Annotated in this window: 21 protein-coding genes; 8 read left to right on the plus strand and 13 right to left on the minus strand. The window is 57.7% G+C overall.

Going from position 1 to position 21,290, the window contains the following annotated elements; all coding sequences use genetic code 11:
• The first annotated feature begins 95 nt into the window (after nucleotides 1-95).
• From E0L35_RS00080 to E0L35_RS00095, 4 genes are all read left to right on the plus strand, one after another.
• Nucleotides 96-677, plus strand: a complete 582-nt coding sequence (locus tag E0L35_RS00080) for an NAD(P)H-dependent oxidoreductase (RefSeq protein WP_138799231.1) — start codon at nucleotides 96-98, stop codon at nucleotides 675-677.
• Between the two features lie 116 nt (nucleotides 678-793).
• On the plus strand, nucleotides 794-1,114 hold the full coding sequence (locus tag E0L35_RS00085) for a DUF1330 domain-containing protein (RefSeq protein WP_212751643.1): 321 nt from the start codon (nucleotides 794-796) through the stop codon (nucleotides 1,112-1,114).
• Nucleotides 1,115-1,256: 142 nt separating this feature from the next.
• Nucleotides 1,257-1,661, plus strand: a complete 405-nt coding sequence (locus E0L35_RS00090) for an SgcJ/EcaC family oxidoreductase (protein ID WP_138799232.1) — start codon at nucleotides 1,257-1,259, stop codon at nucleotides 1,659-1,661.
• An 18-nt stretch (nucleotides 1,662-1,679) separates the two neighbouring features.
• Nucleotides 1,680-2,402, plus strand: coding sequence for a GNAT family protein (locus E0L35_RS00095; RefSeq protein ID WP_138799233.1), 723 nt, complete (start codon nucleotides 1,680-1,682; stop codon nucleotides 2,400-2,402).
• 239 nt (nucleotides 2,403-2,641) lie between these two features.
• Here E0L35_RS00095 and E0L35_RS00100 read toward each other — a convergent pair whose 3' ends face one another.
• From E0L35_RS00100 to E0L35_RS00120, 5 genes are all read right to left on the minus strand, one after another.
• The gene (locus tag E0L35_RS00100; RefSeq protein ID WP_171051080.1) at nucleotides 2,642-3,868 is read right to left on the minus strand and encodes a multidrug effflux MFS transporter; all 1,227 of its coding nucleotides are present in this window, start codon (nucleotides 3,866-3,868) and stop codon (nucleotides 2,642-2,644) included.
• 17 nt (nucleotides 3,869-3,885) lie between these two features.
• Nucleotides 3,886-5,145 (minus strand): beta-ketoacyl-ACP synthase II, encoded by a 1,260-nt coding sequence (gene fabF / locus E0L35_RS00105; protein ID WP_138799235.1) that lies wholly within the window; start codon nucleotides 5,143-5,145, stop codon nucleotides 3,886-3,888.
• Between the two features lie 23 nt (nucleotides 5,146-5,168).
• Nucleotides 5,169-8,285: an efflux RND transporter permease subunit gene (locus tag E0L35_RS00110; RefSeq protein ID WP_138799236.1), complete on the minus strand. Its 3,117-nt coding sequence runs from the start codon at nucleotides 8,283-8,285 to the stop codon at nucleotides 5,169-5,171.
• Nucleotides 8,282-9,406: an efflux RND transporter periplasmic adaptor subunit gene (locus E0L35_RS00115; RefSeq protein ID WP_138799237.1), complete on the minus strand. Its 1,125-nt coding sequence runs from the start codon at nucleotides 9,404-9,406 to the stop codon at nucleotides 8,282-8,284. Before E0L35_RS00115 ends, E0L35_RS00110 begins: the two co-directional genes overlap by 4 nt.
• 80 nt (nucleotides 9,407-9,486) lie before the next feature.
• Complete coding sequence (locus tag E0L35_RS00120; protein WP_138799238.1) at nucleotides 9,487-10,104, minus strand: TetR/AcrR family transcriptional regulator; 618 nt, start codon at nucleotides 10,102-10,104, stop codon at nucleotides 9,487-9,489.
• A gap of 90 nt (nucleotides 10,105-10,194) precedes the next feature.
• Between E0L35_RS00120 and E0L35_RS00125 the strand changes: the two genes are divergently transcribed.
• The 3 genes from E0L35_RS00125 to E0L35_RS00135 are packed head-to-tail and all read left to right on the plus strand — an operon-like array spanning nucleotide 10,195 to nucleotide 13,101.
• Entirely contained in the window at nucleotides 10,195-11,694 is a 1,500-nt protein-coding gene (locus tag E0L35_RS00125; RefSeq protein WP_138799239.1) for an efflux transporter outer membrane subunit, read from the plus strand.
• Between the two features lie 15 nt (nucleotides 11,695-11,709).
• Nucleotides 11,710-12,495: an SDR family NAD(P)-dependent oxidoreductase gene (locus tag E0L35_RS00130; protein ID WP_138799240.1), complete on the plus strand. Its 786-nt coding sequence runs from the start codon at nucleotides 11,710-11,712 to the stop codon at nucleotides 12,493-12,495.
• Between the two features lie 51 nt (nucleotides 12,496-12,546).
• A complete protein-coding gene (locus E0L35_RS00135; protein WP_138799241.1) occupies nucleotides 12,547-13,101 on the plus strand; it encodes a PaaI family thioesterase in 555 nt (184 codons plus the stop codon).
• Nucleotides 13,102-13,366: 265 nt separating this feature from the next.
• Here E0L35_RS00135 and mgtE read toward each other — a convergent pair whose 3' ends face one another.
• The 3 genes from mgtE to E0L35_RS00150 form a co-directional block, all read right to left on the minus strand.
• Nucleotides 13,367-14,722, minus strand: coding sequence for a magnesium transporter (mgtE, locus tag E0L35_RS00140; RefSeq protein WP_138799242.1), 1,356 nt, complete (start codon nucleotides 14,720-14,722; stop codon nucleotides 13,367-13,369).
• Between the two features lie 65 nt (nucleotides 14,723-14,787).
• Nucleotides 14,788-15,138 carry a DUF6482 family protein gene (locus E0L35_RS00145; protein ID WP_138799243.1) on the minus strand — a complete coding sequence of 117 codons (351 nt, stop codon included), beginning with the start codon at nucleotides 15,136-15,138 and terminating at the stop codon, nucleotides 14,788-14,790.
• 129 nt (nucleotides 15,139-15,267) lie between these two features.
• The gene (locus E0L35_RS00150) at nucleotides 15,268-16,284 is read right to left on the minus strand and encodes a 1-aminocyclopropane-1-carboxylate deaminase (RefSeq protein WP_138799244.1); all 1,017 of its coding nucleotides are present in this window, start codon (nucleotides 16,282-16,284) and stop codon (nucleotides 15,268-15,270) included.
• A 203-nt stretch (nucleotides 16,285-16,487) separates the two neighbouring features.
• Between E0L35_RS00150 and E0L35_RS00155 the strand changes: the two genes are divergently transcribed.
• Nucleotides 16,488-16,994: an Lrp/AsnC family transcriptional regulator gene (locus E0L35_RS00155; protein ID WP_041158761.1), complete on the plus strand. Its 507-nt coding sequence runs from the start codon at nucleotides 16,488-16,490 to the stop codon at nucleotides 16,992-16,994.
• Between the two features lie 7 nt (nucleotides 16,995-17,001).
• Here the strand turns inward: E0L35_RS00155 and E0L35_RS00160 are convergent, their stop codons facing one another.
• From E0L35_RS00160 to E0L35_RS00180, 5 genes are all read right to left on the minus strand, one after another.
• Nucleotides 17,002-17,376, minus strand: a complete 375-nt coding sequence (locus tag E0L35_RS00160) for a YbaN family protein (RefSeq protein ID WP_039857407.1) — start codon at nucleotides 17,374-17,376, stop codon at nucleotides 17,002-17,004.
• Between the two features lie 111 nt (nucleotides 17,377-17,487).
• A complete protein-coding gene (locus E0L35_RS00165; RefSeq protein ID WP_027957136.1) occupies nucleotides 17,488-18,249 on the minus strand; it encodes an ATP-binding cassette domain-containing protein in 762 nt (253 codons plus the stop codon).
• Nucleotides 18,243-19,283 carry an iron ABC transporter permease gene (locus tag E0L35_RS00170; protein ID WP_138799245.1) on the minus strand — a complete coding sequence of 347 codons (1,041 nt, stop codon included), beginning with the start codon at nucleotides 19,281-19,283 and terminating at the stop codon, nucleotides 18,243-18,245. The genes E0L35_RS00165 and E0L35_RS00170 overlap by 7 nt, the downstream gene beginning before the upstream one ends.
• Entirely contained in the window at nucleotides 19,280-20,218 is a 939-nt protein-coding gene (locus tag E0L35_RS00175) for an ABC transporter substrate-binding protein (RefSeq protein WP_138799246.1), read from the minus strand. Before E0L35_RS00175 ends, E0L35_RS00170 begins: the two co-directional genes overlap by 4 nt.
• The gene (locus E0L35_RS00180; protein WP_027957133.1) at nucleotides 20,215-21,270 is read right to left on the minus strand and encodes a ChuX/HutX family heme-like substrate-binding protein; all 1,056 of its coding nucleotides are present in this window, start codon (nucleotides 21,268-21,270) and stop codon (nucleotides 20,215-20,217) included. The genes E0L35_RS00175 and E0L35_RS00180 overlap by 4 nt, the downstream gene beginning before the upstream one ends.
• Between the last annotated feature and the right edge of the window lie 20 nt (nucleotides 21,271-21,290).

Consider the following 21,290-nt stretch of genomic DNA (forward strand, 5'->3'; position numbering starts at 1 on the left):
TTGTCATCGAGCCACGCCTTTCGATCCCGCAAGACCGATACTGAAGGGCCGCGCTGGGTCGGTTTTATCTTCTACTTACACAAGGCTTACCCGACATGGCAAATGTTTTCCTGATCAACGGGCATCAACCACACCCTGTTTCGCCAGGTACGCTCAACGCGTCTTTCGCCGAGCGTGCAGAAGCCTTCTTCCGGAACCGGGGCGATGAGGTGCGTAGAACGGCTGTAACCGATGACTACGACATCGATACTGAGATCGAGAAGCTGCAGTGGGCAGACATCGTGTTCTTTCAGTCGCCGATTAACTGGATGGGCGTAAGCTGGGGCATGAAGAAATATATCGACGATGTATGGACCGCCGGGATGAGAGGCCAGCTATCGGACGGTGACGGTCGAACATCTGAGACACCCAAGTCAAACTACGGTCTCGGGCCGAAGCTTTCCGGCAAGTATATGATATCGCTGACAGCCAATGCCCCTCGCGAAGCGTTTAACAATCCGCAGGAGAAGTTTCTCGATGGCTTGAGCGTGGACGAGCTTATGCGGCCCATGCACCTCAACTTCAACTGGATCGGGCTTGAACCACTGCCGACCTACATAATCTACGACGTGCTGAAGAATCCAGACATAGAGGCCGACTTCAAGCGCTTCGATCGGCACTTGGTCGACAACTTCTAAACTCGACCAACACCTAGATGCTGGCACCAGTGCCGTTTTAGATGTCCTGATTAACCTTCAACCCCTGGCGGCATCTCGAACCCCTGAGCATTATTGACCAGAGCAACGGAGATGGAATGATGACCGCTTACGCTGTTTTTATCCGTGAAGAGACGCTCGACCAGTCAGAGCTGGCTACCTACACTGCAAAGCTAAAAGAGAGCTGGTCATCCTTCGAAGCATGCTCACTCGAACTTCTCGCAGCGAATGGGAACCAAGAAGTGATTGAGGGAAGTGAAGTTGAGGGTGTGGTGCTCTTGAAATTTCCAAGCGTGGAACTCGCCCGGCAGTGGTACCACAGTCCGTCATACCAGGCTTTGGTAGAGCATCGCCTGAAGGGTGGGAAGTTCCGCAGTATCATCTTTGCAGGAATTGATTCTGACTCCAGTGGGAAATGACAAGCCGCTGACCATAATCAACTGAGAACCGTGCTCTTCCTACGCAATTCGGACGTCGACAGCTTCAAGGGATAGCATTGTGTATCGTCGTTGAGACCGTTTTGCCAGAGTCCAAAATAGAGATGAGCAGGGAGGAATAATAATGAGTAAGGTAATTAACGAAGAACTTGCCGCTATTGAAGCGGCGGCGGTCGCTTATTTGACCGCCTTCAATAGCGCCGACATTACAGGCGTAGTAGCAACCTACACTGATGACGGCGTACTAATGGGGCCAGGTCTGCCGGCTGCAGTGGGCAAGACCGAGCTTGATGTGGTCTATCGCCGCGTGTTTGAAGCAGTCAGCTTCGATATGGAATACGAAATAAAGGAGGTCGAGCAAGTTAGCTCCGACTGGGCCTTTGTTAGGAGCGCCACCGAAGGGATCGAAACTGACAAAACGACCGGCGCCGCTGTTGCTGCGGCATATCAGGAACTGTTTCTGCTATGTAAGTCCGCTAACGGATCGTGGCAGATTGCGCGATATTGCACGTCAAAGATTAGTCCGTAGATTTTTATCAACAGGCCGATGAATGAATTCCAGCAGCCCATTGGCGCGCCCCTACCGGAATGGAAAGAAGCTCAGCTTCCCGGAGACAAGCCTCTTGTGGATCGCTACTGCAGGCTCGAACGAATTGACGCTGACCGACATGCCGCCGACCTTTACGCGGCCTACCAGGACGCTCCTGATTCGCGTCACTGGACCTATCTCCCATACGGCCCGTTCGATACCTTCGAGGCTTACCGTAACTTTCTGATTGAAACATCAGAGCTGAATGACCCCATGCATCATGCGGTGATCGACCTGACCAGTGGCAAGGCGGTGGGAACTTTCGCCTTGATGCGCATCGACGCGCCGAATGGTGTTATTGAAGTTGGCCATGTGGTGTATTCGTCGCGCATGCAGCGCACGCGCCTCTCGACAGAAGCCATGGCACTTTTGCTGAAGTACGTTTTTGCAGACCTTGGCTATCGCCGCTTCGAGTGGAAATGCGATTCGCTAAACGCGCCGTCGCGAGCCGCAGCGCAGCGCTACGGTTTCACCTTCGAGGGGATTTTTCGTCAGGCGGTCATCACCCGCGGGCGCAACCGTGATACGGCATGGTATTCCATCATCGACAGCGAATACCCTGCACTGCGCAAAGCGTATGAGCGATGGTTGCGTCCATCCAACTTTGATGGAGCGGGCCATCAGATCGATAAGTTGGGTGACTGCATTGTACGGGAAGCCTCAGGCCAAGCACGCCACTGAGGGTACCTTCGGCTGGTGGTTGGCGTAGACGAGTGCGGATGGTTGATTTTGCGGGGTTCTTGGCTTGGATAATAGCGGTGTTTTAGACGAGTTTTATACAGCCATCGTAGTGAATTATATAAGTAGGCCTTCAATGAACGATAAAGCAGTCAAGGCATTGATTGAGTGGGCCTCTAGGCGTTGGGATGCCCTTGGCGACCAGGCTGAAAAAGCACGAGAGGTACAAGCTCAGAAGGTATTTAGTGTACTCGCGAAGCTTCCTCATTCGGTATGTTAATAAACAACAGCAGCGCAGCCGTTACGCAGATGAACATAGTCAGCGGCAGGGCAAGTATCGGCAGACCGTCTTGAATCAGGCCTACCGCAAATGCCCCTGACGCACCGCCGGCCATCTGCAGGAAGCCCTGTAGCGACGCTGCCGTCCCGGCCCGGCTGGGGTGACGTTGCAGGGCGGCCGAGATGGCTGTCGGCAGAAAGAGGCCAAGCCCCGTGACGTTGAGCACCATGGTGGCGTTGAAGACGTGCTTGTGGACAATCCCCGCAAGCGGCAACATCAACATCAATGCCAGCGCGGACATCATCAGGCCAAGCCCGCCCAACGCGATGCGGCGGGAAGACACGTTTCCGGCGAAGCGACGAACCGCTACCCCGCCGATGATAAAACCGCTGACGGCAAGGGGTGGATAGAGCCCATATTCTGCCGGGCCGACACCGAGCCGGTCGATGAACAGTGCCGGCGATGCGGAAAAGAAGGCCGACATGCTTCCGAATACGAACCCAACCGTCACCGTATTGCCCAAGAAGACGGGATCGGAAAGGACAATCCGGTAAGCAGATCCCACGCTTTTCAAGTTCAATGCGGGGCTACGCTCCTTGAGGGTTTCGGGTAGCTTGAGAACGGCAAGGGTGGCGACCCCTGCGCCGAAAACGAAGGTGGCCCAGAATATTGTCCGCCAACCTGCCACGCTTTGGAGCAGGCCGCCCAGCAGCGGCGTGAGTCCCGGCACCAACGCAAATGCGATCGTCACCGCCGCCATGGCTCGCGCGAGTTCGGCACCTTCGAAGCTGTCGCGGGTGGCGGCTCGAGACACAACCACCCCAGCGGCGGCCCCTGCGGCCTGAACCACGCGAGCGGCGATCAGCGTGTCAAGCGTTGGAGCCAGCGCGCAACCAGCGGTTCCGACCAGAAAGAGTGCTAGACCGGTGAACAGGACGGGTCGCCGACCATAGCGGTCGGCGACGGGGCCATAAACCAGTTGTCCTGCGGCGAACACCGCCAGGAAGACGACGAAGGTGAGCTGAGCGCTAGCCGTGGTGGTGACGAACTCTTGGGCAACGGCCGGCAGCGATGGTGTATAGATATTGGACGCAAACTGGCCAAGCGCAGCCATCCCGGCGAGAAGAACGATCGAGAGCCTGGTCGCTGGCAGTGGGCCAGAGCGCCTGCGCGTGGCTGAGCTAGGCATAGTGTCTTTCCCCAACATCAACGCCAACCCCGGAAAATGACGCTGGCGTTGACGCCACCAAAGCCGAAGCCATTGGAAATAGCGTGCTCCATCGACATTTGGCGCGCTGGCCCCCGCACTAAATCAAGCCCTTCGCTAGCAGGATCGGGATTCTCCAGGTTGAGGGTGGGCGGCGCAATTTGATCACGTAACGCCAGGATGGTCAGAATCGCCTCCAAGCCCCCGGCTGCTCCTAGCAAGTGACCGGTCGCCGACTTGGTTGCGCTGACGGCCACCTTGTCCCCAAAGGTGCTTTTGATAGCCGCGAGCTCTCCTTTGTCTCCTAATGGAGTAGAAGTGGCGTGGGCGTTGAGATGCTGGATATCGATGGGTTGCAGCTTAGCCTGCGCGAGCGCGTTTGACATCGCTCGTTGGGCGCCACTGCCGTCCTCGGGGCCTGACGTTATGTGATAAGCATCCGCCGTTGTGCCATAGCCGACAATTTCAGCGAGGGGCGTCGTACCACGGGCAAGCGCATGTTCAAGCTCCTCAATGACCAGCAGTCCTGCGCCTTCGCCCATCACAAAGCCATCCCGAGCGGAATCAAAAGGGCGGGAAGCCTGGGTTGGCGTGTCGTTGAAATGCGTAGACAGCGCGCGAGCGGCTAAGAAGCCCCCCAGGCTCACTTCGTTGATGCAGGCCTCGGCTCCACCGCAGATGGCGACATCCACCTCATCGGCCCGAATCATCCTTGCCGCATCACCAATCGCCTGGACGCTGGCGGCGCACGCGGTTACCGGCGCCCCGATAGGCCCTTTGTAGCCATATCGAATAGAGACATGACCAGCAGCCAGATTGACCAGGAAAGAAGGCACGGTAAAAGGAGACAGACGACGTGCGCCTCGGGTGTCCGTCGTGCGAACGGCATCTGCAATGGCTGGAAAGCCACCCACCCCAGATGCAATCACTGTTGCAGTACGCTCTTGCTCGTAAGCTTGCGTGGGATACCACCGGGCCTGGGCAACGGCTTCCTCCGCGGCTGCCAGCGTAAGCAGCATAAAGCGATCCATTTTGCGCTGCTCCTTAACCGGCACAACGTTATCGGCATTGAAGCCAGCCTCTGGATCTTTCAGGTGATCAGGGACTACCCCGGCAATTTTGACCGCCAGGTCATCCACCATGGTTTCAGGCAGCCGTTTAATACCTGACTGGCCATTCAAAAGCCTTGACCAGCTAGCTTCCACTCCGACAGCCAAAGGGGAAACCAGTCCCAACCCAGTCACAACAACTCTACGCATTTTTAGCTCCTTATTAGCAGTTGCTAATTATTCGCTTGGCCCTGTGTAACAGGGTTTACTCCACCTTTAGACGCGGTATTCCCGCCCCTAGGTGTTGGCTTGATCTTGAACCAGATGGCATACATCGCCGGCAAGAACACCAGCGTCAGAATTGTCCCGGCGAAGGTGCCACCGATCAGGGTGTAGGCCAGCGTTCCCCAAAACACCGATTGGGTGAGGGGTATGAACGCCAGAATGGCGGCGAGCGCGGTCAGGACGACCGGACGAGCACGCTGCACGGTGGCCTCGACCACGGCGTCAAAGGGGGCGAGCCCTGCCTTCGCGTTGTCGTGAATCTGTCCGATCAGGATAAGGGTGTTGCGCATCAGGATGCCTGCCAACGCAATCAGACCGACGAGCGCATTGATGCCGAATGGCTGGTTGAACACCAGCAAGGTAGGCACCACGCCGATGAGGCCCAGCGGTGCAGTGGCGAACACCATCGTCATCGCTGAGATCGAGCGAACCTGAAAGATGATCGTGATCAGCGTCAGCGCGATCATAATGGGGAAGACCGGTAGCAGGGCGCTATTAGCCTTGCCGGATTCCTCGATGGAACCGCCCATCTCTATTCGGTAGCCCGCCGGTAGTTCGGCGATGATCGGCTGAAGTTCTTCCCAGATGGCGTTGGACACGTCGGGCGGCTGCAAGTCTTCCGCTATATCCCCACGTACGGTGATCGTCGGGATGCGGTCGATGCGGCGCAGAATGGGGTCTTCCATATGAACCTCCACCGTGCCGATCTGCGATAGCGGAATCCGCTGACCGGATGCGCCTGTCAGGGTGAAATCTTGAATTCTGCTCGGATCAAGCCTTGTGTCTCCGGCCGAACGCGCAACCACCTGCACGGAACGAATATCTTCACGTACCTCGGCAATGGGGATGCCACTCAACAGGAACTGTAGCTGCTGGGCTGCGTCGCTAGAAGTTAGGCCCAGGCTCTGCAGCCGATCCTGATCAAGCGAGAATCGCAGTGTGGGTATGCGCTCGCCCCAATCGGTATTGACCGTTCGCATCTTAGAAGAAGCCTGCATGACGGCACGCACCTGGGCCGCGATGTCGCGCAGTTCATCGGGATCCGGCCCCATCACGCGGAAGGCCACGGGGAAGGGAGAAGGTGGGCCGAACACCAACTGGGTCACTCGCACCCGCGCCTCCGGCGCCAGGCCGTCGGCCACCGCCTGACGCAGCCTATGCTTGAGCGCTTCACGCGCCGACTGGTCATCCGTCAGGACGATGATCTTGGCGAAGGAGGGATCGGGCATTTCCGGCGACATGGCGAGATAGAAGCGGGGCGCGCCCTGGCCGATGTAGGACGTCACGATGCTGGCTTCCTCTTGCTCCTCCAGCCAGGCCTCGACTTTCGCGGTTGCCTCACTCGTCTGCTCGATCGAGGTGCCATACGGCATCTGCACTTCGATCAGTACCTCGGGCCGGTCAGACGTCGGAAAGAACTGCTTGTTGACCACGCCCATGCCTACGATCGCGAGGATGAAGGTTCCGACCACGAACGCTGCCACCAGCCATTTGCGCCGGATCACCGAGCCCAGCAACCGGCGGAAACGCTCGTAGTTCGGCGTCGCGTAGATCGCCCCGTGCCCGCCTTCGCGCTTCTTGAAATCCGGTAGCAGCTTCACTCCCAAGTAAGGTGTAAACACCACGGCGACGATCCACGACGTGATCAACGCAATGCCGACGATCCAGAACATGTTGCTGGTGTACTCGCCGGCGGTGGACTTGGCGAAACCGTTCGGCATGAAGCCAATCGCCGTCACCAGGGTGCCGGAGAGCATGGGCGCGGCGGTGTGACTCCACGCATAAGCCGCGGCACGTACACGGTCGTAGCCTTCCTCCATCTTCACCACCATCATCTCAATGGCGATGATCGCATCGTCGACCAGGAGCCCCAGTGCCAGGATCAACGAGCCGAGAGTGATGCGGTCGAAGGCCATGCCGGAAGCTGCCATGACGATAAAAACAGCGGCCAGGGTCAGGGGAACTGCCGCCGAAACCACGATACCGGCACGCCATCCCATGCTGATGAAACCGACCAGCATCACCACGCCGAGGGCGGCGAAGAACTTAAGCATGAACTCGTCGACGGCCGAGCTGATATTAACCGACTGGTCTGTGACTTTAGTTAGACTCATGCCAAGCGGCATATCGGCGTTGATAGCCTCTGCCTCCTCCTCCAATGCCTCGCCGAGGTTGAGGCCATTCCATCCCTCGCGCATGACCACACCGAGCAGCAAGGTGGGTTCGCCGTTGTTGCGAATGAGGAAGGTGGCGGGATCTTCGTAGCCCCGCTTCACCTCGGCGATGTCGCCGAGTTTTAGTGTATGGCCCTGCGCGACAACGGGCGTATTGCTAATCGCCTCAAGGTCGTCGATTGCCCCGTCCAGCCGGATGAAGACCCGGGGCCCCTGGGTGTCAATCGAACCGGCGGGCGTCATGACATTACGCGCATTGAGTGCCGCGAAGAGCGCTTGCGGGGAGACGCCAAGCGTGGCGAGACGATCATGGGAGAACTCGACGAAGATCCTTTCGGACTGCTCGCCGATGATATTCACTTTTTTGACGCCCGGTACGTGAAGCAAGCGCTGGCGCAGGCTCTCAGCCTCGCGGATGAGATGCCGATGAGGCTCGCCCTCAGCCTTCACCGCATAGAGTGCAAAGGTCACATCGGCATATTCGTCGTTCACCATAGGGCCAATGACGCCACTGGGCAGGTTACTGGCCTCGTCGCCAATTTTCTTACGCGCCTGATAGAACTGCTCGGGGACTTCGTCGGGCGGCGTGCTGTCGAGCAGATACACCGTGGTGAAGGCCAGGCCCGGACGCGTAAAGGTCTCGGTACGGTCATACCAGCCCAGTTCCTGCATGCGTTTTTCTAGCGGCTCGGCGACCAGTTCCTCCATTTCCTGAGCCGTAGCACCGGGCCAGGCCGTGGTCACGGTCATCTGCTTGATGGTAAAAGCGGGATCCTCCGCCCGGCCCAGCGTCAGGAAGGCCATAATGCCAGCGATGAAGATCACCACCATCAGAAACAGGGTAACCGAGCGCTCGCGTACTGCGAGGGCTGAGAGGTTGAAGGCACTCATGGCTGCTCTCCGCGATTGGCGGCCAAGCCCGTGATAACCTCACGCTTATCTAACCGCACCTGCTCGCCCTCATGCAGCAAGTGCGCGCCGAGCGCCACGATGCGATCGCCCGTTTCAAGATCGCCAACGACCGAGGCGGTTTCATCGCTGAGGCCAGTCACCTGCACGGCCTGCCATGTGACCTGGGGCGTCTCTCCTTCTATCAGCCATACGCCAGGCCCTTTACCTGGATCGAAGAGGGCGCCTATCGGCACCTGCAATAATGCTGAAGCGAAAGGGTCGACCTGGATGTCGACGGAAACGGTCGAGCCGAGTGGTGCATCGGCAAGACTACCTTCCAATACATAGCGTGCTTCGAAGGTTCGCGTCAGGGGATTTGCGGCATCCGACAACTGGCGAAGCATCGCAGTGCCCGTGAGCCCGTTGCCATAGAGGCTTGCACGGCCAATGGAGCCGATCGCTGGACGCAGCGTTTCGGGGAGGTCGATGAGCGCTTCGCGAGGCCCCGCATGGGCCACTTGCACCACGGTTTGGCCGGCAGCAACAACCTGACCGGGCTCTGCAAGCGTTTCCACTACCACACCATCAGCATCGGCGTGAAGAACCGCATAATCGGTTTCATTGCGAGCAACGTCTGCCCGAGCCTCGGCTGCCGTGAGATCCGCCCGAGCCGTCTCGGCGGCGGCCCGCGCGCTGTCGTAGGCCGAAGCGGACACAGCACCTCTAGCGACCAGGTCACGGTATCGCGTCTCGTCCTCTGTGGTCTGCCGAGCACGTGCTCTGGCGGCAGCCACGGCTTCCTCTTGGGCTTGAGCGGCGAGTTCTAGATCCGTGGGGTCGATGCGCATGAGTGGCTGGCCGCGCTCGACGGTTTGACCGGTATCGACTAAACGCTCCTGTATCTTGCCAGATACACGAAAGCCGAGATCGCTCTGCACCCGCGCGGCAACCACGCCGGTAAATGAGCGCTCGGACTTTCCATTGGCCTCCACCTCGACTGCCCGCACATAAGGGCTCTGGGTGCGAGGGTCGGTTTTAGAGCTATCGTCACTGCAAGCCGCCAGAGCGAAAGGCAGCAAACCGGCGAAGACGAGTGAATGAATATTACGGCGCTGAAGCATGGCGACCTCCAGGGAAAAGAGGCCTCAATATTCTATCTAGTGACCAATATTGTCAATGGTCACTATCGTGAATTCATTCTTCATGGTGCCAAACTACGTAATACCAGGTTCGAAAGCTGGGTTGGCCCCTCTTCAACGAGGTCTAAATTGTGTTGCAGGAGAAGAGGATTCACATAGGGGTGCATGACTAGAAAGATTGAATGCACTGTCTCGTCCAGCGGGGTTTTTCGCTCAAATTCGCCGCTCTCGCGTCCTTCGCGGATGATCTCCAGCAGCATCTGCTTGATGTGCTGCGCATAGCCGCGAGCAGAGGGCCAACCTTCGCCAGCGGAGTGTGCGGCGATGTCGTATAGCTTGCGATCATTGAAGAAAAGATTTGATCCGGTATCTACTAACGCCTTGAACATCCTCCTAAATTTCTCCGTTGGCGTGGGCGCGTTCATCACGGCTTCTTCGATCGCCTCAATAATTGCGCTCAGGACTTTGGAGCAGATGGCTTCGCCAATGGTCTGTTTCGAATCGAAAAACTTATAGATATAAGCCTTGGAAAAGCCAATCGATTTGGCTAAGTCAGAGACGGTGGTTTTCTCGTATCCGTAGTGGCTGAAGTGCTCTTCAGCAGCCGCCACGATCTGTTCGCGAACATTGTGTTCGGCAGGGCCTCGTGACGGTGGTGTGGAAGGTGGTGTTTCAATCATCGGTCGTGTTGCCTCGTATTCTTTAGCTTGACAGTTAGTGACCATAATGGATTATAGTCACTTTAACAATTTTACTCTCCGGAGACTCTCATGCTCACCCGCCCACGCTCTCTCGCCTTGCTGATGAGTGCCAGTCTATTAGCGGCCAGCCTGTTAACGGGATGTGCGGTCGGCCCTGACTATAGCTCACCCGAGCCCGCCTTATCGCCTCGTTTCCTTGGACAGGAGGGTGTCGAAGAGCGTGATGTTCAGCACAATGCAAACCTCCAGGCATGGTGGGCCGCTTTTGATGACCCCATGTTAGCGCGCTTCGTTACTCTTGCTCTCGAGCAGAACCTGGATATCGAACAAGCGACAGCCCGTGTCGCCCAAGCGCGTGCTTCATTGCGACAAGCCGATGCTGCACTGCTGCCATCGGGCAACGTGAGCGCCCAGGGGGCCGAAGTATATCAATCGGTCGAGACTCCGCTGGGGCAGGTGCTTTCTACCACGCCTGGCTTCGACCGCAGGGGCACCGCCTATGAGGCCAACCTCAACATGGGCTGGGAAATCGATGCGTTTGGTGGTCTGCGGCGAGGACGGGAAGCGGCACGCGCGGAGTATGTGGCCTCTGAAGCGGGTGCCGTCGCGACGCGGCTGGCCGTCGCTGCCCAAACGGCTGACGTATACGTCATGATCCGGGGTTTGCAGACGCGTATCAACATTGCTGGACAGCAAGCTGATACACGTCGTGAACTGCTCGACACGATCAGGTTCCAGTACGAGAGGGGGGTGGCTGCCGAGCTTCAGGTGAACCAGGCCGAGGGTGCGCTCGCTCAAGTCGAAGCACAGATTCCGGCTCTCGAGGCTGGCCTTGACTCGGCGATGAATGCGTTGGATGTGCTTCTCGGTGTGCCGCCTGGAACCTACCGCAGCGAAGTGAGTCAGGTGGCGTCGATCCCGGTGGTTCCAGGCCTGGCAGAAACCGGCACGCCGGCCGAGATGATTCGGCGGCGTCCAGATCTTATCGTGGCCGAGCAGCGCCTCGTTGCTGCTAATGCGCGCATTGGCATGGCGATTTCAGAGTACTACCCCAAGTTCTCGCTTGGGGCACTGTTGGGCAGCGCCACTACGATCTCAAGCGGCAACCTCTTCTCCAGCGATGCCCGTGAAGCCCAAGGTGTTCTCGGGCTGCGCTGGCGCCTGTTCGACTTTGGCCGCGTCGAGGCACAGATTGCCGCCGCGCGTGGCCAGGAAGCAGAAGCACTCGCCGCCTACCGTCTAGCCGTGTTGCGCGCAACGGAAGAGGTGGAAAACGCCTTTTCCGCGCTGGTTAAACGCGAGGCCCAGGTAGACATTTTGGCGCGGGGTGAATCCTCTCTCGCCCGTGCCCGCGAAAACTCACTTGCCGCTTATGAAAGTGGTGTCGTTAGCCTGATCGAAGTACTCAATGCCGACGCCAACTTGCTGCAGATAAGCGACATGAAAGCACAGGCACAAACCGAAACCGCGCGTGCTGCCATTGCCTCCTTTAGGGCATTGGGAGGCGGGTGGGAAGCACCGCTCGCAAGCAACGACCGCCTCTACGGTGCCCTCTCTACTACCCACTAATGACAGGTAAGCGAAATGGTCTTAATAAACACTTCATGGGTACTCATCACGGGGGCATCAAGCGGTTTTGGTGAGGAGTTTGCCCGCCAATATGCCGAGCAGGGGCACTCGCTGGTACTGGTGGCGCGACGGCTAGATCGGCTGCAAGCGCTCGCTGAGACACTGCGCCACCAGTACGGTATAGAGGTGGTGACGGAGCAGGTCGATCTCTCAGACATTGATGCGGTTACCCAGCTGCATCAGCGCCTTCAAGATCGGGGCATTGAGATCTATATCCTAATCAACAACGCCGGTCATGGATTGCAGGGCCCGTTCGTGGATAGCACGTTGGATGCGGCGCTGGCGATGGTGCAACTGGACGTGGCGAGCTTGACTGCCATTACTCACGTCTTTGCACGAGACATGAGTAAACGAGGGCATGGCAAGATATTGTTGGTGGCAAGCCTGCTGGCCTATCAGGGCGTGGAGAACTTCGCTGTTTATGCTGCCGCCAAGGCCTATGTATTGCGTTTAGGCGAGGCGCTACATCGCGAGCTTTATCGCGAAGGCGTCACGGTGACAACACTTTGCCCTGGTATGGCGGAAACCGGCTTTGCCACTGCGGCGCAGCAGAAAGTCACGCCCGTATTGAAGCAACTGATGATGCAGCCTGCACCTGTGGTGCGCGCCGGGATTCGTGCCCTGCAGGCCGGGCGTATCAGCGTCGTGCCAGGCTGGGCGAACAAGGCCCTTGTCATCCTTTCCTGGGCGACGCCGCGTCGGCTGCACCAAGCTTTTTTATCACGTGCAATGAATGGGTGAGCTTCCACACTTTTATCGCAAGAAAAACATATAACTCAAGAGAGTGATGCCATGACAACGTCAATTGACACCCTCAGTCCAGAAGAAATACTTGTGCTCTGGCAGGCTGAAGAGGTGGCCGTGCGAGAGCGTATCCAGACGGTTCCCGGCGTGGCGACGCCTGCTCAGATCGCCGGGCGCAGCGGATTGCAGATATTCGAGGCGCTTCTAGCCGGTGAGATCCCGCCGCCGCCCATGGCTAATACGCTGAACTTCACTCTGCTTCGCGTGGAACCGGGATTCGCGCTGTTCCAGGGGCAACCACGTTTCAGTCATTATAATCCGATGGGCACGGTGCATGGCGGCTGGTTCGCGACCATGCTCGATACAGCCATGGGGTGCGCCGTGCATTCAACATTGCCTCCGGGCAAGGCCTACATGACCCTTGAGTTGAAGCTCAATCTCGTCCGTGCGCTCACCGATGCGATACCGCTAGTTCGTGCTGAAGGCCGATTGGTTCACGGCGGCCGCCAGGTGGCGACCGCGGAAGGTAGGCTCATCGGGCCAGACGGTAAGCTCTATGCCCACGCGAGTACAACGTGCCTGGTGTTCGACCAGGGGGCGTAGAAGAGGGGCTGGCGCGCCACACCTGCTTTACCCCTCTTTGACGGAGCCTGAACCTTGTGCCGAGGATCGGCAAGTCATTGTCTTCGCTTATTGCATTTTTTGCTCAAAAGCAAAGTAAGCCTCTCCTACCCATCAATAGAACGCATAGTCGATAAAATCCCAGTGCTTAAGGCAAGGTTAACTACGCTGCTGGTGTGATGTAGGTGCTTTTACGTCAAGCGCAGGCGACGCCCTATTAATGTTGCAGTGTTCGCCAGGAGAGCGTTTACAGAATAATCAGCGTCGCGAGCCCAAGGAATGATAAAAAGCCGACCACATCGGTCACAGTTGTCAAAATAACCGCACCGGATAACGCGGGGTCGATCTGCAGCTTTTTCAGCACCATAGGAATTAGTACGCCGGATAAGTTAGCGAGACTCATATTGATAAAGATGGCCAGGGTGATCACCAGCGTGATCATGGCATCGCCAAACCAGAGATGGGAAATCAAGCCGACCACTAATGCCCAAACCAAGCCGTTACTCATCCCCACCCACATCTCTTTGTTATACAGCCAGCGGATGTTGTTGCCTGCTAGTTGGCCCAGCGCCAGGCCGCGTATAACCACGGTGAGGGTTTGACTACCCGCAATACCCCCCATGCTTGCTACCACCGGCATCAAAATGGCCAGGGCTACAATTTGATCTAATGCCGCTTCAAATTGCCCGATAACGAAGGCGGCTAAAAAAGCCGTTAACAGATTAATGCCCAGCCAAATACCGCGACTTTTCGCGCTGCGTAAAACGGGCGTGAAGACTTCCTCTTCGTTACTGACGCCGGACATATGCTTTAGCGTCATGTCAGCGTCGTCTTGGGTGATTTCAAGTACGTCGGCGGCGTTTAGCTGGCCTACTAATAACCCATCGCTATTGCACACGGGCACAAAGTGTAGCTCTTTAGAGCGCAGTAACGCCGCTGCATCACTGACTTTCATTTGATCATTGAGGGTAAAAAAGTCATCCATGTAATCATCAACCATCGCATCTTGTGGTTGCTTGATTAAATCAATCAGGGTCAAAGTGCCGAGTAAGCGTTTGTCTTTATCCGTAATCATGATCTGCTGCGACTCATCGTCGAGCAGATGGTGGATGCGGATATAGCGCTGCACGGCCTCTAACGACACGCCCTGTTTTACATTGACCGTCTCGGGATCCATGTAACGGCCAACCACGTCATCTTCATAGGCGTGAAGATTCTCAACCTGGGCGCGGATCTCTTGCTCTAGGCTAGCGTAGACGCTGGTTTTTATGGCTTCATCAGCAACATCTAAAACTTCAGCAACTTCTTGAGCATCCAAGCCTTTAACAATTTCTTCTACATCGCTGGCCGATAAGTCTTCGATGTAGTCAGCACGGATGTCTTCGTCAACTTCGGCGAGAACCTCGCCGATAAAATCGTCGGGAACATACTCCCAAAGGAAATCTCGCGTTTTAGCCGGGAAGGACTCCAGTGTTCGCGCGATGTCTAAAATATCGAGTTCAGAGAAATACGCTTTTAGTGCCGTTGTGTCTGGATCATCTAGCAGGTTTTGAAGGTGGAGTAGCTGCTCTTCGGAATTGATGTACTTGTCATCTTCGCGCATAGAGTCCGTCCTTGTTGGAAGCTAAATATTAAAGAAGTGCAAACTCCTACTCCTGGCGGCTCGCTTTATGAATGGTATAGACAGGTATGGTTGAACGCCACGCGAACACCATAGGCCATGCGCTGCTGGGCAGAAACGGGCGCTACGTCGGTGCCAATCATTTCATCGGTAGCGTCGGCCCAGGTGAGCGTGCCGTGGGTGAACCCCAGTGGAGCCAGCGCGCGACCAATCCACTGTGTGCCGGTAAAGCGTTGCGCCTCACCATTCTGGTCGGTGAGTAAACTGACGGCGTTATCCTGATGCAGGCGAACGATGTACCATCCCATATCGAGTCCGTATACTTCTACATCGGGCAGCGGTGCGGAACATTGCGCCAGTTCTTCAAGGGTGAGGTGAGCGGGCAGCGTTGAAGACATGGCGTATCCTCATGAGTGAGTATCTTATACGCCAAGACTAAAGGGTGTGCTTTATTTGTACAGCAGTAACCGTCTGATCGACGTTATTTAGACGCTAGATCAGACGGTTTGAGGCAGGTATTTTATTCCTTATCCATTTCTAAACAGGAAACTATAGGCATTTAACGCAGGTACGCCGCCTAGGTGGGCGTAGAGTACTTTGGAGCCTGGCGGGAATTCGCCGTTGCGCACCATGTCGATCATGCCGTGCATGGATTTACCTTCGTAAACCGGGTCGGTAAGCACACCCTCCAGACGGGCACAGAGGCGAATGGCTTCCAGCGTGCCTTCGTTGGGCAGGCCATACTCGGGGCCGCCGTAGCGGGTATCCAAAATGACATCGTCATCGCTAATACCGCCTTCCAGTTCCACCAACTCAGCCGTATTGCGCGCGATGCGCAGGATCTGTTCACGGGTTTGCTCAGGCTTGGCAGAGGCATCAATGCCAATCACTCGCTGGGCACGGCCATCGGCGGCAAACCCCACCACCATGCCCGCCTGGGTGCTGCCGGTGACCGAGCACACCACGATATAGTCAAACGTGAAGCCCAGCTCTTTCTCCTGCTGACGCACCTCTTCAGCAAAGCCTACAAAGCCTAAGCCGCCGTAAGGGTGCTCGGAACAGCCAGCGGGAATCGGGAAGGGCTTACCGCCTTGCTGGCGAACATCCTCCATCGCCTGCTCCCAGCTGGGGCGAATGCCGATGTCGAACCCCGCGTCATCCAAGCGCACATCGGCACCCATGATGCGTGACATCTCGATATTGCCCACGCGGTCATACACCGCGTCGGAGTAGTTGACCCAGTTCTCCTGTACCAGCACACACTGCATACCCAGATGGGCGGCCACTGCTGCCACTTGCCGGGTCTGGTTGGACTGAATACCACCTATCGATACCAGCGTATCGCAGCCCTGTTCAAGTGCCTCAGGAATCAAGTACTCCAGCTTGCGGGTCTTGTTGCCGCCAAAGGCCAGGCCGCTGTTGCAGTCTTCGCGCTTGGCGTAGAGCTCCACTTCACCGCCTAAATGTTCGCTTAGCCGTTTGAGCGGCGTAATGGGAGAGGGGCCAAAGGTGAGTGGGTAACGTGGGAAGCGTTCGAGGTTCATAGCAATCTCCAGCTTTAAAACATTGGGTGCGATATAGGGCGGCTAAGGTTGTTGTGAACAATTGGCGTGCTCTCTGCTATTTATAGTAAGTGTTAGTCATGATTTTTGTGTTGCAAAGTTGTCTGTTTTAAAGCAATAAAAGTTGATAAAACATATTTTATGTGGTCTTAAATAGTGTTTATAGATGAATAAGGTAAATAATAGTGCGCTCAAAAATCTCCCGTTCACGCCCTGAGCCTGATGATCAGGCGGCTGAACTAGACCGAACAGATCGGCGTATTCTTAAACTGCTTCAGGAAGATGCCACGCTCTCCAATGTGGCGTTGGCAGAGCAGGTGAGTTTGAGTCCGGCGGCGTGCTTACGTCGGGTGGAAAAGCTCAAACGGGATGGGGTGATCAGCCGGGTGGTGGCACATTTAGACCCGGAGCAACTACAGGCGGGCATGGTGGTATTGATTGGCGTGGTGCTGGATCGCTCGACGCCGGAATCCTTCGCCGCCTTCGAAGAGGCGGCCCAGAAGGTGTCAGGCTGTATGGAGTGCCACGTAGTAACGGGGGAGTTTGATTATTTTATGCTGGTACGCACCCGGGACAGCCAAAGCTTCAATAGGCTGCACGCTGAGCAGTTGCTCTACCTGCCCGGCGTGCGTCAGATCCGCTCGTTTATGGGGCTGCGACAGGTGGTCTCTACTCATAAGGTGCTGGTTTAGGCGTGTGTTAAGAAGAAGACGAAGGCTCTGGCCGAGTAGCCAGCCAAACGGCAATCAGCATTAGTAGAGCGATCACGCCCCAGCGAGTCCAGCCAGGGCCGAGTGACCAAGCGGTGATCAGAGCACTCAACGCTATCATGCTAACAGCCGCCAACTTAGCGTGCCGGGGGATGGCGCGCTCTTGCTCCCAGGTAACCAGCAGTGGCCCGACATAGTGGCGGGAGCGGATCCAGGCCTCAAAGCGCGGTGAGCCTTTGGAGGCACAGTAAACAGCCATTAGCATAAACACGGTGGTCGGCAGCAGGGGCAGGAAAATGCCTAACACACCGATGCTAAAACTCATCCCTGCCAACACGACCCACATGAGGCTGATCAGTCTCATTCTTGCTCCCCAATTGGCACACGGTGATGCATATATTGCCCGTTACGTATGGATAAGTATGGACTTATATGAGGGCTTTGCCACTCGACTCGTTGGCTGCTGAAAGCTGTCTTAAGGCGCCAGGGCGAGCAGAGGCTTGCCATGGGGGCCGCCCTCAATGTGCTGAAGTTCGGCTGCGTAAATCTTCGCAATGGTCGCGGGGTTAAGCACCTGGCTGGGTAGTCCGTGGTCAATACGCTGCCCTTGATGCAGCAACCATACCCGGTCAGCGTAGGTGCTGGCGAGATTAAGGTCGTGGAGCACGCAAACAATGGCCATGCGGTGCTGTGCGGCCCAGCCGCGTAGTTGCCGCATCAAGCGCTGCTGCTGGCCGATATCCAAGGCACTGGTCGGCTCATCCAGCAATAAAATACCACCATCCTTGGCGGTGGGAGAGCCCCTTGAGAGTAGTTGGCAGGCGCCCCGTGCGATCATCACCCGCTGGCGTTCGCCACCGGAAAGCGAGAGCACGCTGCGCTTGGCGAGGTGGGTTAGATCCAGGTCGTCCAGTAGCGCTGCGACCAGTGATTTGGCCGGATTACTGCCTAGACTCAACAGTTCGTCAGTTTGCCAGTCAAAGCCGGGGAGCTCCTGCTGGGCGACCAGCGCACGCCGGTTGGCAAGTTCGGCGATGGGCCATTCGCGCAAGGGTTTGCCATCCAGGTGTAGTTCGCCCTGCTCGGCAGGGCGAAAGCCTGACAGCATGCTGAGTAGCGTGCTCTTGCCCGCGCCGTTGGGGCCGACAATGGCAAGTAGCTCGCCAGGGCGAATTGTGCCGTCTAGTGGGGCGATAGCGGGGGTGGTGGTTAAACCAGCCTGATGGAGCGTTAGCATGCTCGGTTTCTGCGCATCAGTAGGTACAGGAAGTAGGGGCCGCCCAGCAGGCTGGTCAGCAGTCCCACGGGTATCTCCGCCGGGGCAGCAACGGTGCGGGCTAGCGTATCAGCCACGACTAGAAGCAGCGCGCCACCGAGCATTGAGGCGGGCAGCAGCAGCCGATGGCCAGGCCCTAACCAAAGCCGTAGGCAGTGGGGTACCAGCAGGCCCAAAAAGCCAATTACTCCGGTGAGCGCTACACACAAACCTACGCCCAGCGAGGTCGCGACCACCACCCGGCGTTTTAAGCGGCTTGCATCCAGCCCCGCCGCATGCGCGGTAGCTTCGCCCAGCTGGAGCAGGTCGAGTTCACGTGCGCTGCGCATTAACAGCCACAGAGCAGCGGCAATCAGTATCAGGGCTAGCGCCGTGGTGCGCCACAGGGCGTTAGTCAGTGTGCCCATGCCCCATAAACTAAGCTGGCGAAGCTGCTCATCGCTGGCGATAAAGGCTAAAACCCCACCGCTAGCCCCGGCCAGAGTATTGATGGCCAAACCAGCCAGCAACAGGGTCATCACAGCGGCACTGCCGCCGCCCTGGCGCTTGGCGATGCCAAAGACAATCAAACAGACGCATAAGGCGCCTAAAAAGCCTGCCGCAAACTGACCGTAAAGGCTGCCTGCGCTGCTGTCTTGAAAGAGCACAATCCACACTGCTACGAAAAGCCCAGCACCACTGGCAAGGCCGAGCAGGGTCGGGTCGGCCAGCGGGTTACGAAACAGCCCCTGCATGGCGGCGCCGCTACCGGCAAGCATCGCTCCCACGGCCACGCCCAGCAGTAAGCGCGGCAGGCGCAGCTGCCACCACACCTGCACGCTGAGTGGATCGGCTTGGCCGCGGAGTACTCCCCAAGGGGAGATGCCCAGTGCGCCAGAGGAGGCCGCCCAGCCTAAAGCCAGTAGCAACGCAGCGGTTAATCCGACGAGAACGCGGGTAGTGCGGCTAACCGGCAGCCGCACCCGGAAACGGTAAGTGTTAAAAATGGCTATCATGGGCTGAGCTGGGCGGTGCTGTTTTGAGCGGTGCTGTTTTGAACGGAACTGTTTTGGACAGAATTAGCCTGGGCGCTAGTCGGTGCGCCCAATAGCGCTTCAACGTCCTGGCGCAGGGCGAGTAGCTGATCGGGCGTGCGCGGGCCAAAGCCAAGCAGCGCTTGGTCATCAATGACAATCAGCTGTTGCTCTCGGCCTGCGTGGGTTAACGCCATACCGGGTAACTGCCATAGAGCGGCTTCGCCACCCATTGCCGCCAGGCCCCGCTCGGAGACAATCACAACCTCCGGCGCTTGCCGGGCCAGGGCTTCGGCACCCACGTTGTGGTAGCCCTGCATCTCGGCGAAGGCATTTGCCAGGCCCACCGCTTCGAGCGCGCTATGCGCTGCCGTGTCGCTGCCCGCCGCACGGGGGGTTAAGCCGCTATGCTGCATGATAAACATAGCGCGGGTCGTCGGTAGGGCGGGCAGGTTGGCTAGCCGGTCAAGTTTCTCGTTCAAGGCGTCTGCTAAGGCCTCTGCTGCGTCGCGACGGTCAGTTAATCGGCCGACGGCGTGGACTTTATCGGCGATGGCATTGAGGGTGGGTGGGGCGTTGATAATCTCTACGCTGACACCGACAGCCGCTAGCTGCTCCAGCACTTCCTTGGGGCCTGCGTGCCCGGCGGCTAACACCTGGTCAGGTTTAACCGATAGGACGCTTTCAGCGGAGAGCTGGCGCAGGTAACCCACCGAGGGCAGCTCCGCCATGGCGGGTGGATGCACGACTGTGTCATCCCGAGCAATGACATTGATATCGGCATCTAACGCGGCCAGGGTTTCCGCGATATCGCCACCAAGCACCACCCAGCGTTCGCTGGCCAATGCGGCCCCGGTGGTTAGCCACCCCATCAGCAGTACTGCCAGTGAGCGGCGCATCAGGCGTTTTGCGTTCATGCCACCGCCTCTTGGCTGCCGAGTTCATCCAGCAATTGCCGCCACTCGCGACGCTCAACGCGGCCTTCCTGGCGTTCCGCGTAAAGTTGCAGCACTAGCGAGCCTTCGGCATCGAAGGCTTCAATGCTGGTCACGCCGCCGTCTCGGTTGGGCTTGCTGACTTGCCATACTTGGTCAATCGCAGTGTCATCAAGGTGCAGGGTGAACTGCTCGCCAAATAGATTCAGCCAGCCGTGGGCGCGTTGAGGGGTGGGCAATGTGCCGGTGTGGATCTGCACGCAGCCGGGGCTAGCGACAAACAGCATCAACGGCAGCGCGCGAAGGCTGGCGTGCTGAAGCACTGTTTCCAGGGCATTGACGGGAAGCGTTTGGGTATAGCGTCCCTCCATTAACTGGTTGGCCTCAATACGCTCCAGATGATGGCGCTGGAGGAGGGCAAAGAACTGGTGCACATCGCGCATCGCGCCCCACTCGCTAGCGAGGGTCGGCGCTTCGGGCAGTGGGCGCTTCAAGCGAGGCATGCTCTGGGTAAACGCTGGCGTATCCCGAGTGCCCAAGGCCGCTAAGGCACCCCAGGGACGCGGCAGTGGGTTCTCCAGGGCAAAGCATTTGTGAACGGCGCAGCCATGTTGATTGAATATCTGCAGGCTCCAGCGCCACTGCGCCTCTTGAGTACTGGTGGCAGGCATAGAATCACGAATCAGGCAGGCCCAGTGCCAGCTCGTATAGAGCAAGCGTAGATCCAGGCCACCTGGGTCGAGTAACAGGCCTGTTTGTGGCCCGCCGCTAAGTTCAGGGTAGTCGCCGGTTTGCTCTAGCACGGCCAGCCGGGAACGGGTCAACGCTTTAACCCGCCCCAGTTGGGGCAGGTAGGCGGCGATATCGCTGGGCGAGAGCGGCAGCGTCCATACGTCGCGCCCTAAACGAGCGGCCTGCAGCTCGCCTTCACTGATCGATAAGCGTTCGGCAATCTCAATCGCAGGTAGCCGCGGCTGCGCGGCGCGCGCCGCGTCAAAGGCTTCGATAATCGCGATCTGTTGGGATGTAATCATGACGCACCTCTATCGGGTTG

The organism is Halomonas sp. ATBC28, from assembly GCF_005937175.1.
GTDB classification, from domain to species: Bacteria; Pseudomonadota; Gammaproteobacteria; order Pseudomonadales; family Halomonadaceae; genus Vreelandella; species Vreelandella titanicae.

Bases quoted from the DNA above. Each gene is read 5' to 3' on its own strand.
- E0L35_RS00080 (WP_138799231.1), top strand. From the start codon at position 96: ATGGCAAATGTTTTCCTGATCAACGGGCATCAACCACACCCTGTTTCG.
- E0L35_RS00085 (WP_212751643.1), top strand. From the start codon at position 794: ATGATGACCGCTTACGCTGTTTTTATCCGTGAAGAGACGCTCGACCAG.
- E0L35_RS00090 (WP_138799232.1), top strand. From the start codon at position 1,257: ATGAGTAAGGTAATTAACGAAGAACTTGCCGCTATTGAAGCGGCGGCG.
- E0L35_RS00095 (WP_138799233.1), top strand. From the start codon at position 1,680: ATGAATGAATTCCAGCAGCCCATTGGCGCGCCCCTACCGGAATGGAAA.
- E0L35_RS00100 (WP_171051080.1), bottom strand. From the start codon at position 3,868: ATGCCTAGCTCAGCCACGCGCAGGCGCTCTGGCCCACTGCCAGCGACC.
- fabF (WP_138799235.1), bottom strand. From the start codon at position 5,145: ATGCGTAGAGTTGTTGTGACTGGGTTGGGACTGGTTTCCCCTTTGGCT.
- E0L35_RS00110 (WP_138799236.1), bottom strand. From the start codon at position 8,285: ATGAGTGCCTTCAACCTCTCAGCCCTCGCAGTACGCGAGCGCTCGGTT.
- E0L35_RS00115 (WP_138799237.1), bottom strand. From the start codon at position 9,406: ATGCTTCAGCGCCGTAATATTCATTCACTCGTCTTCGCCGGTTTGCTG.
- E0L35_RS00120 (WP_138799238.1), bottom strand. From the start codon at position 10,104: ATGATTGAAACACCACCTTCCACACCACCGTCACGAGGCCCTGCCGAA.
- E0L35_RS00125 (WP_138799239.1), top strand. From the start codon at position 10,195: ATGCTCACCCGCCCACGCTCTCTCGCCTTGCTGATGAGTGCCAGTCTA.
- E0L35_RS00130 (WP_138799240.1), top strand. From the start codon at position 11,710: ATGGTCTTAATAAACACTTCATGGGTACTCATCACGGGGGCATCAAGC.
- E0L35_RS00135 (WP_138799241.1), top strand. From the start codon at position 12,547: ATGACAACGTCAATTGACACCCTCAGTCCAGAAGAAATACTTGTGCTC.
- mgtE (WP_138799242.1), bottom strand. From the start codon at position 14,722: ATGCGCGAAGATGACAAGTACATCAATTCCGAAGAGCAGCTACTCCAC.
- E0L35_RS00145 (WP_138799243.1), bottom strand. From the start codon at position 15,138: ATGTCTTCAACGCTGCCCGCTCACCTCACCCTTGAAGAACTGGCGCAA.
- E0L35_RS00150 (WP_138799244.1), bottom strand. From the start codon at position 16,284: ATGAACCTCGAACGCTTCCCACGTTACCCACTCACCTTTGGCCCCTCT.
- E0L35_RS00160 (WP_039857407.1), bottom strand. From the start codon at position 17,376: ATGAGACTGATCAGCCTCATGTGGGTCGTGTTGGCAGGGATGAGTTTT.
- E0L35_RS00165 (WP_027957136.1), bottom strand. From the start codon at position 18,249: ATGCTAACGCTCCATCAGGCTGGTTTAACCACCACCCCCGCTATCGCC.
- E0L35_RS00170 (WP_138799245.1), bottom strand. From the start codon at position 19,283: ATGATAGCCATTTTTAACACTTACCGTTTCCGGGTGCGGCTGCCGGTT.
- E0L35_RS00175 (WP_138799246.1), bottom strand. From the start codon at position 20,218: ATGAACGCAAAACGCCTGATGCGCCGCTCACTGGCAGTACTGCTGATG.
- E0L35_RS00180 (WP_027957133.1), bottom strand. From the start codon at position 21,270: ATGATTACATCCCAACAGATCGCGATTATCGAAGCCTTTGACGCGGCG.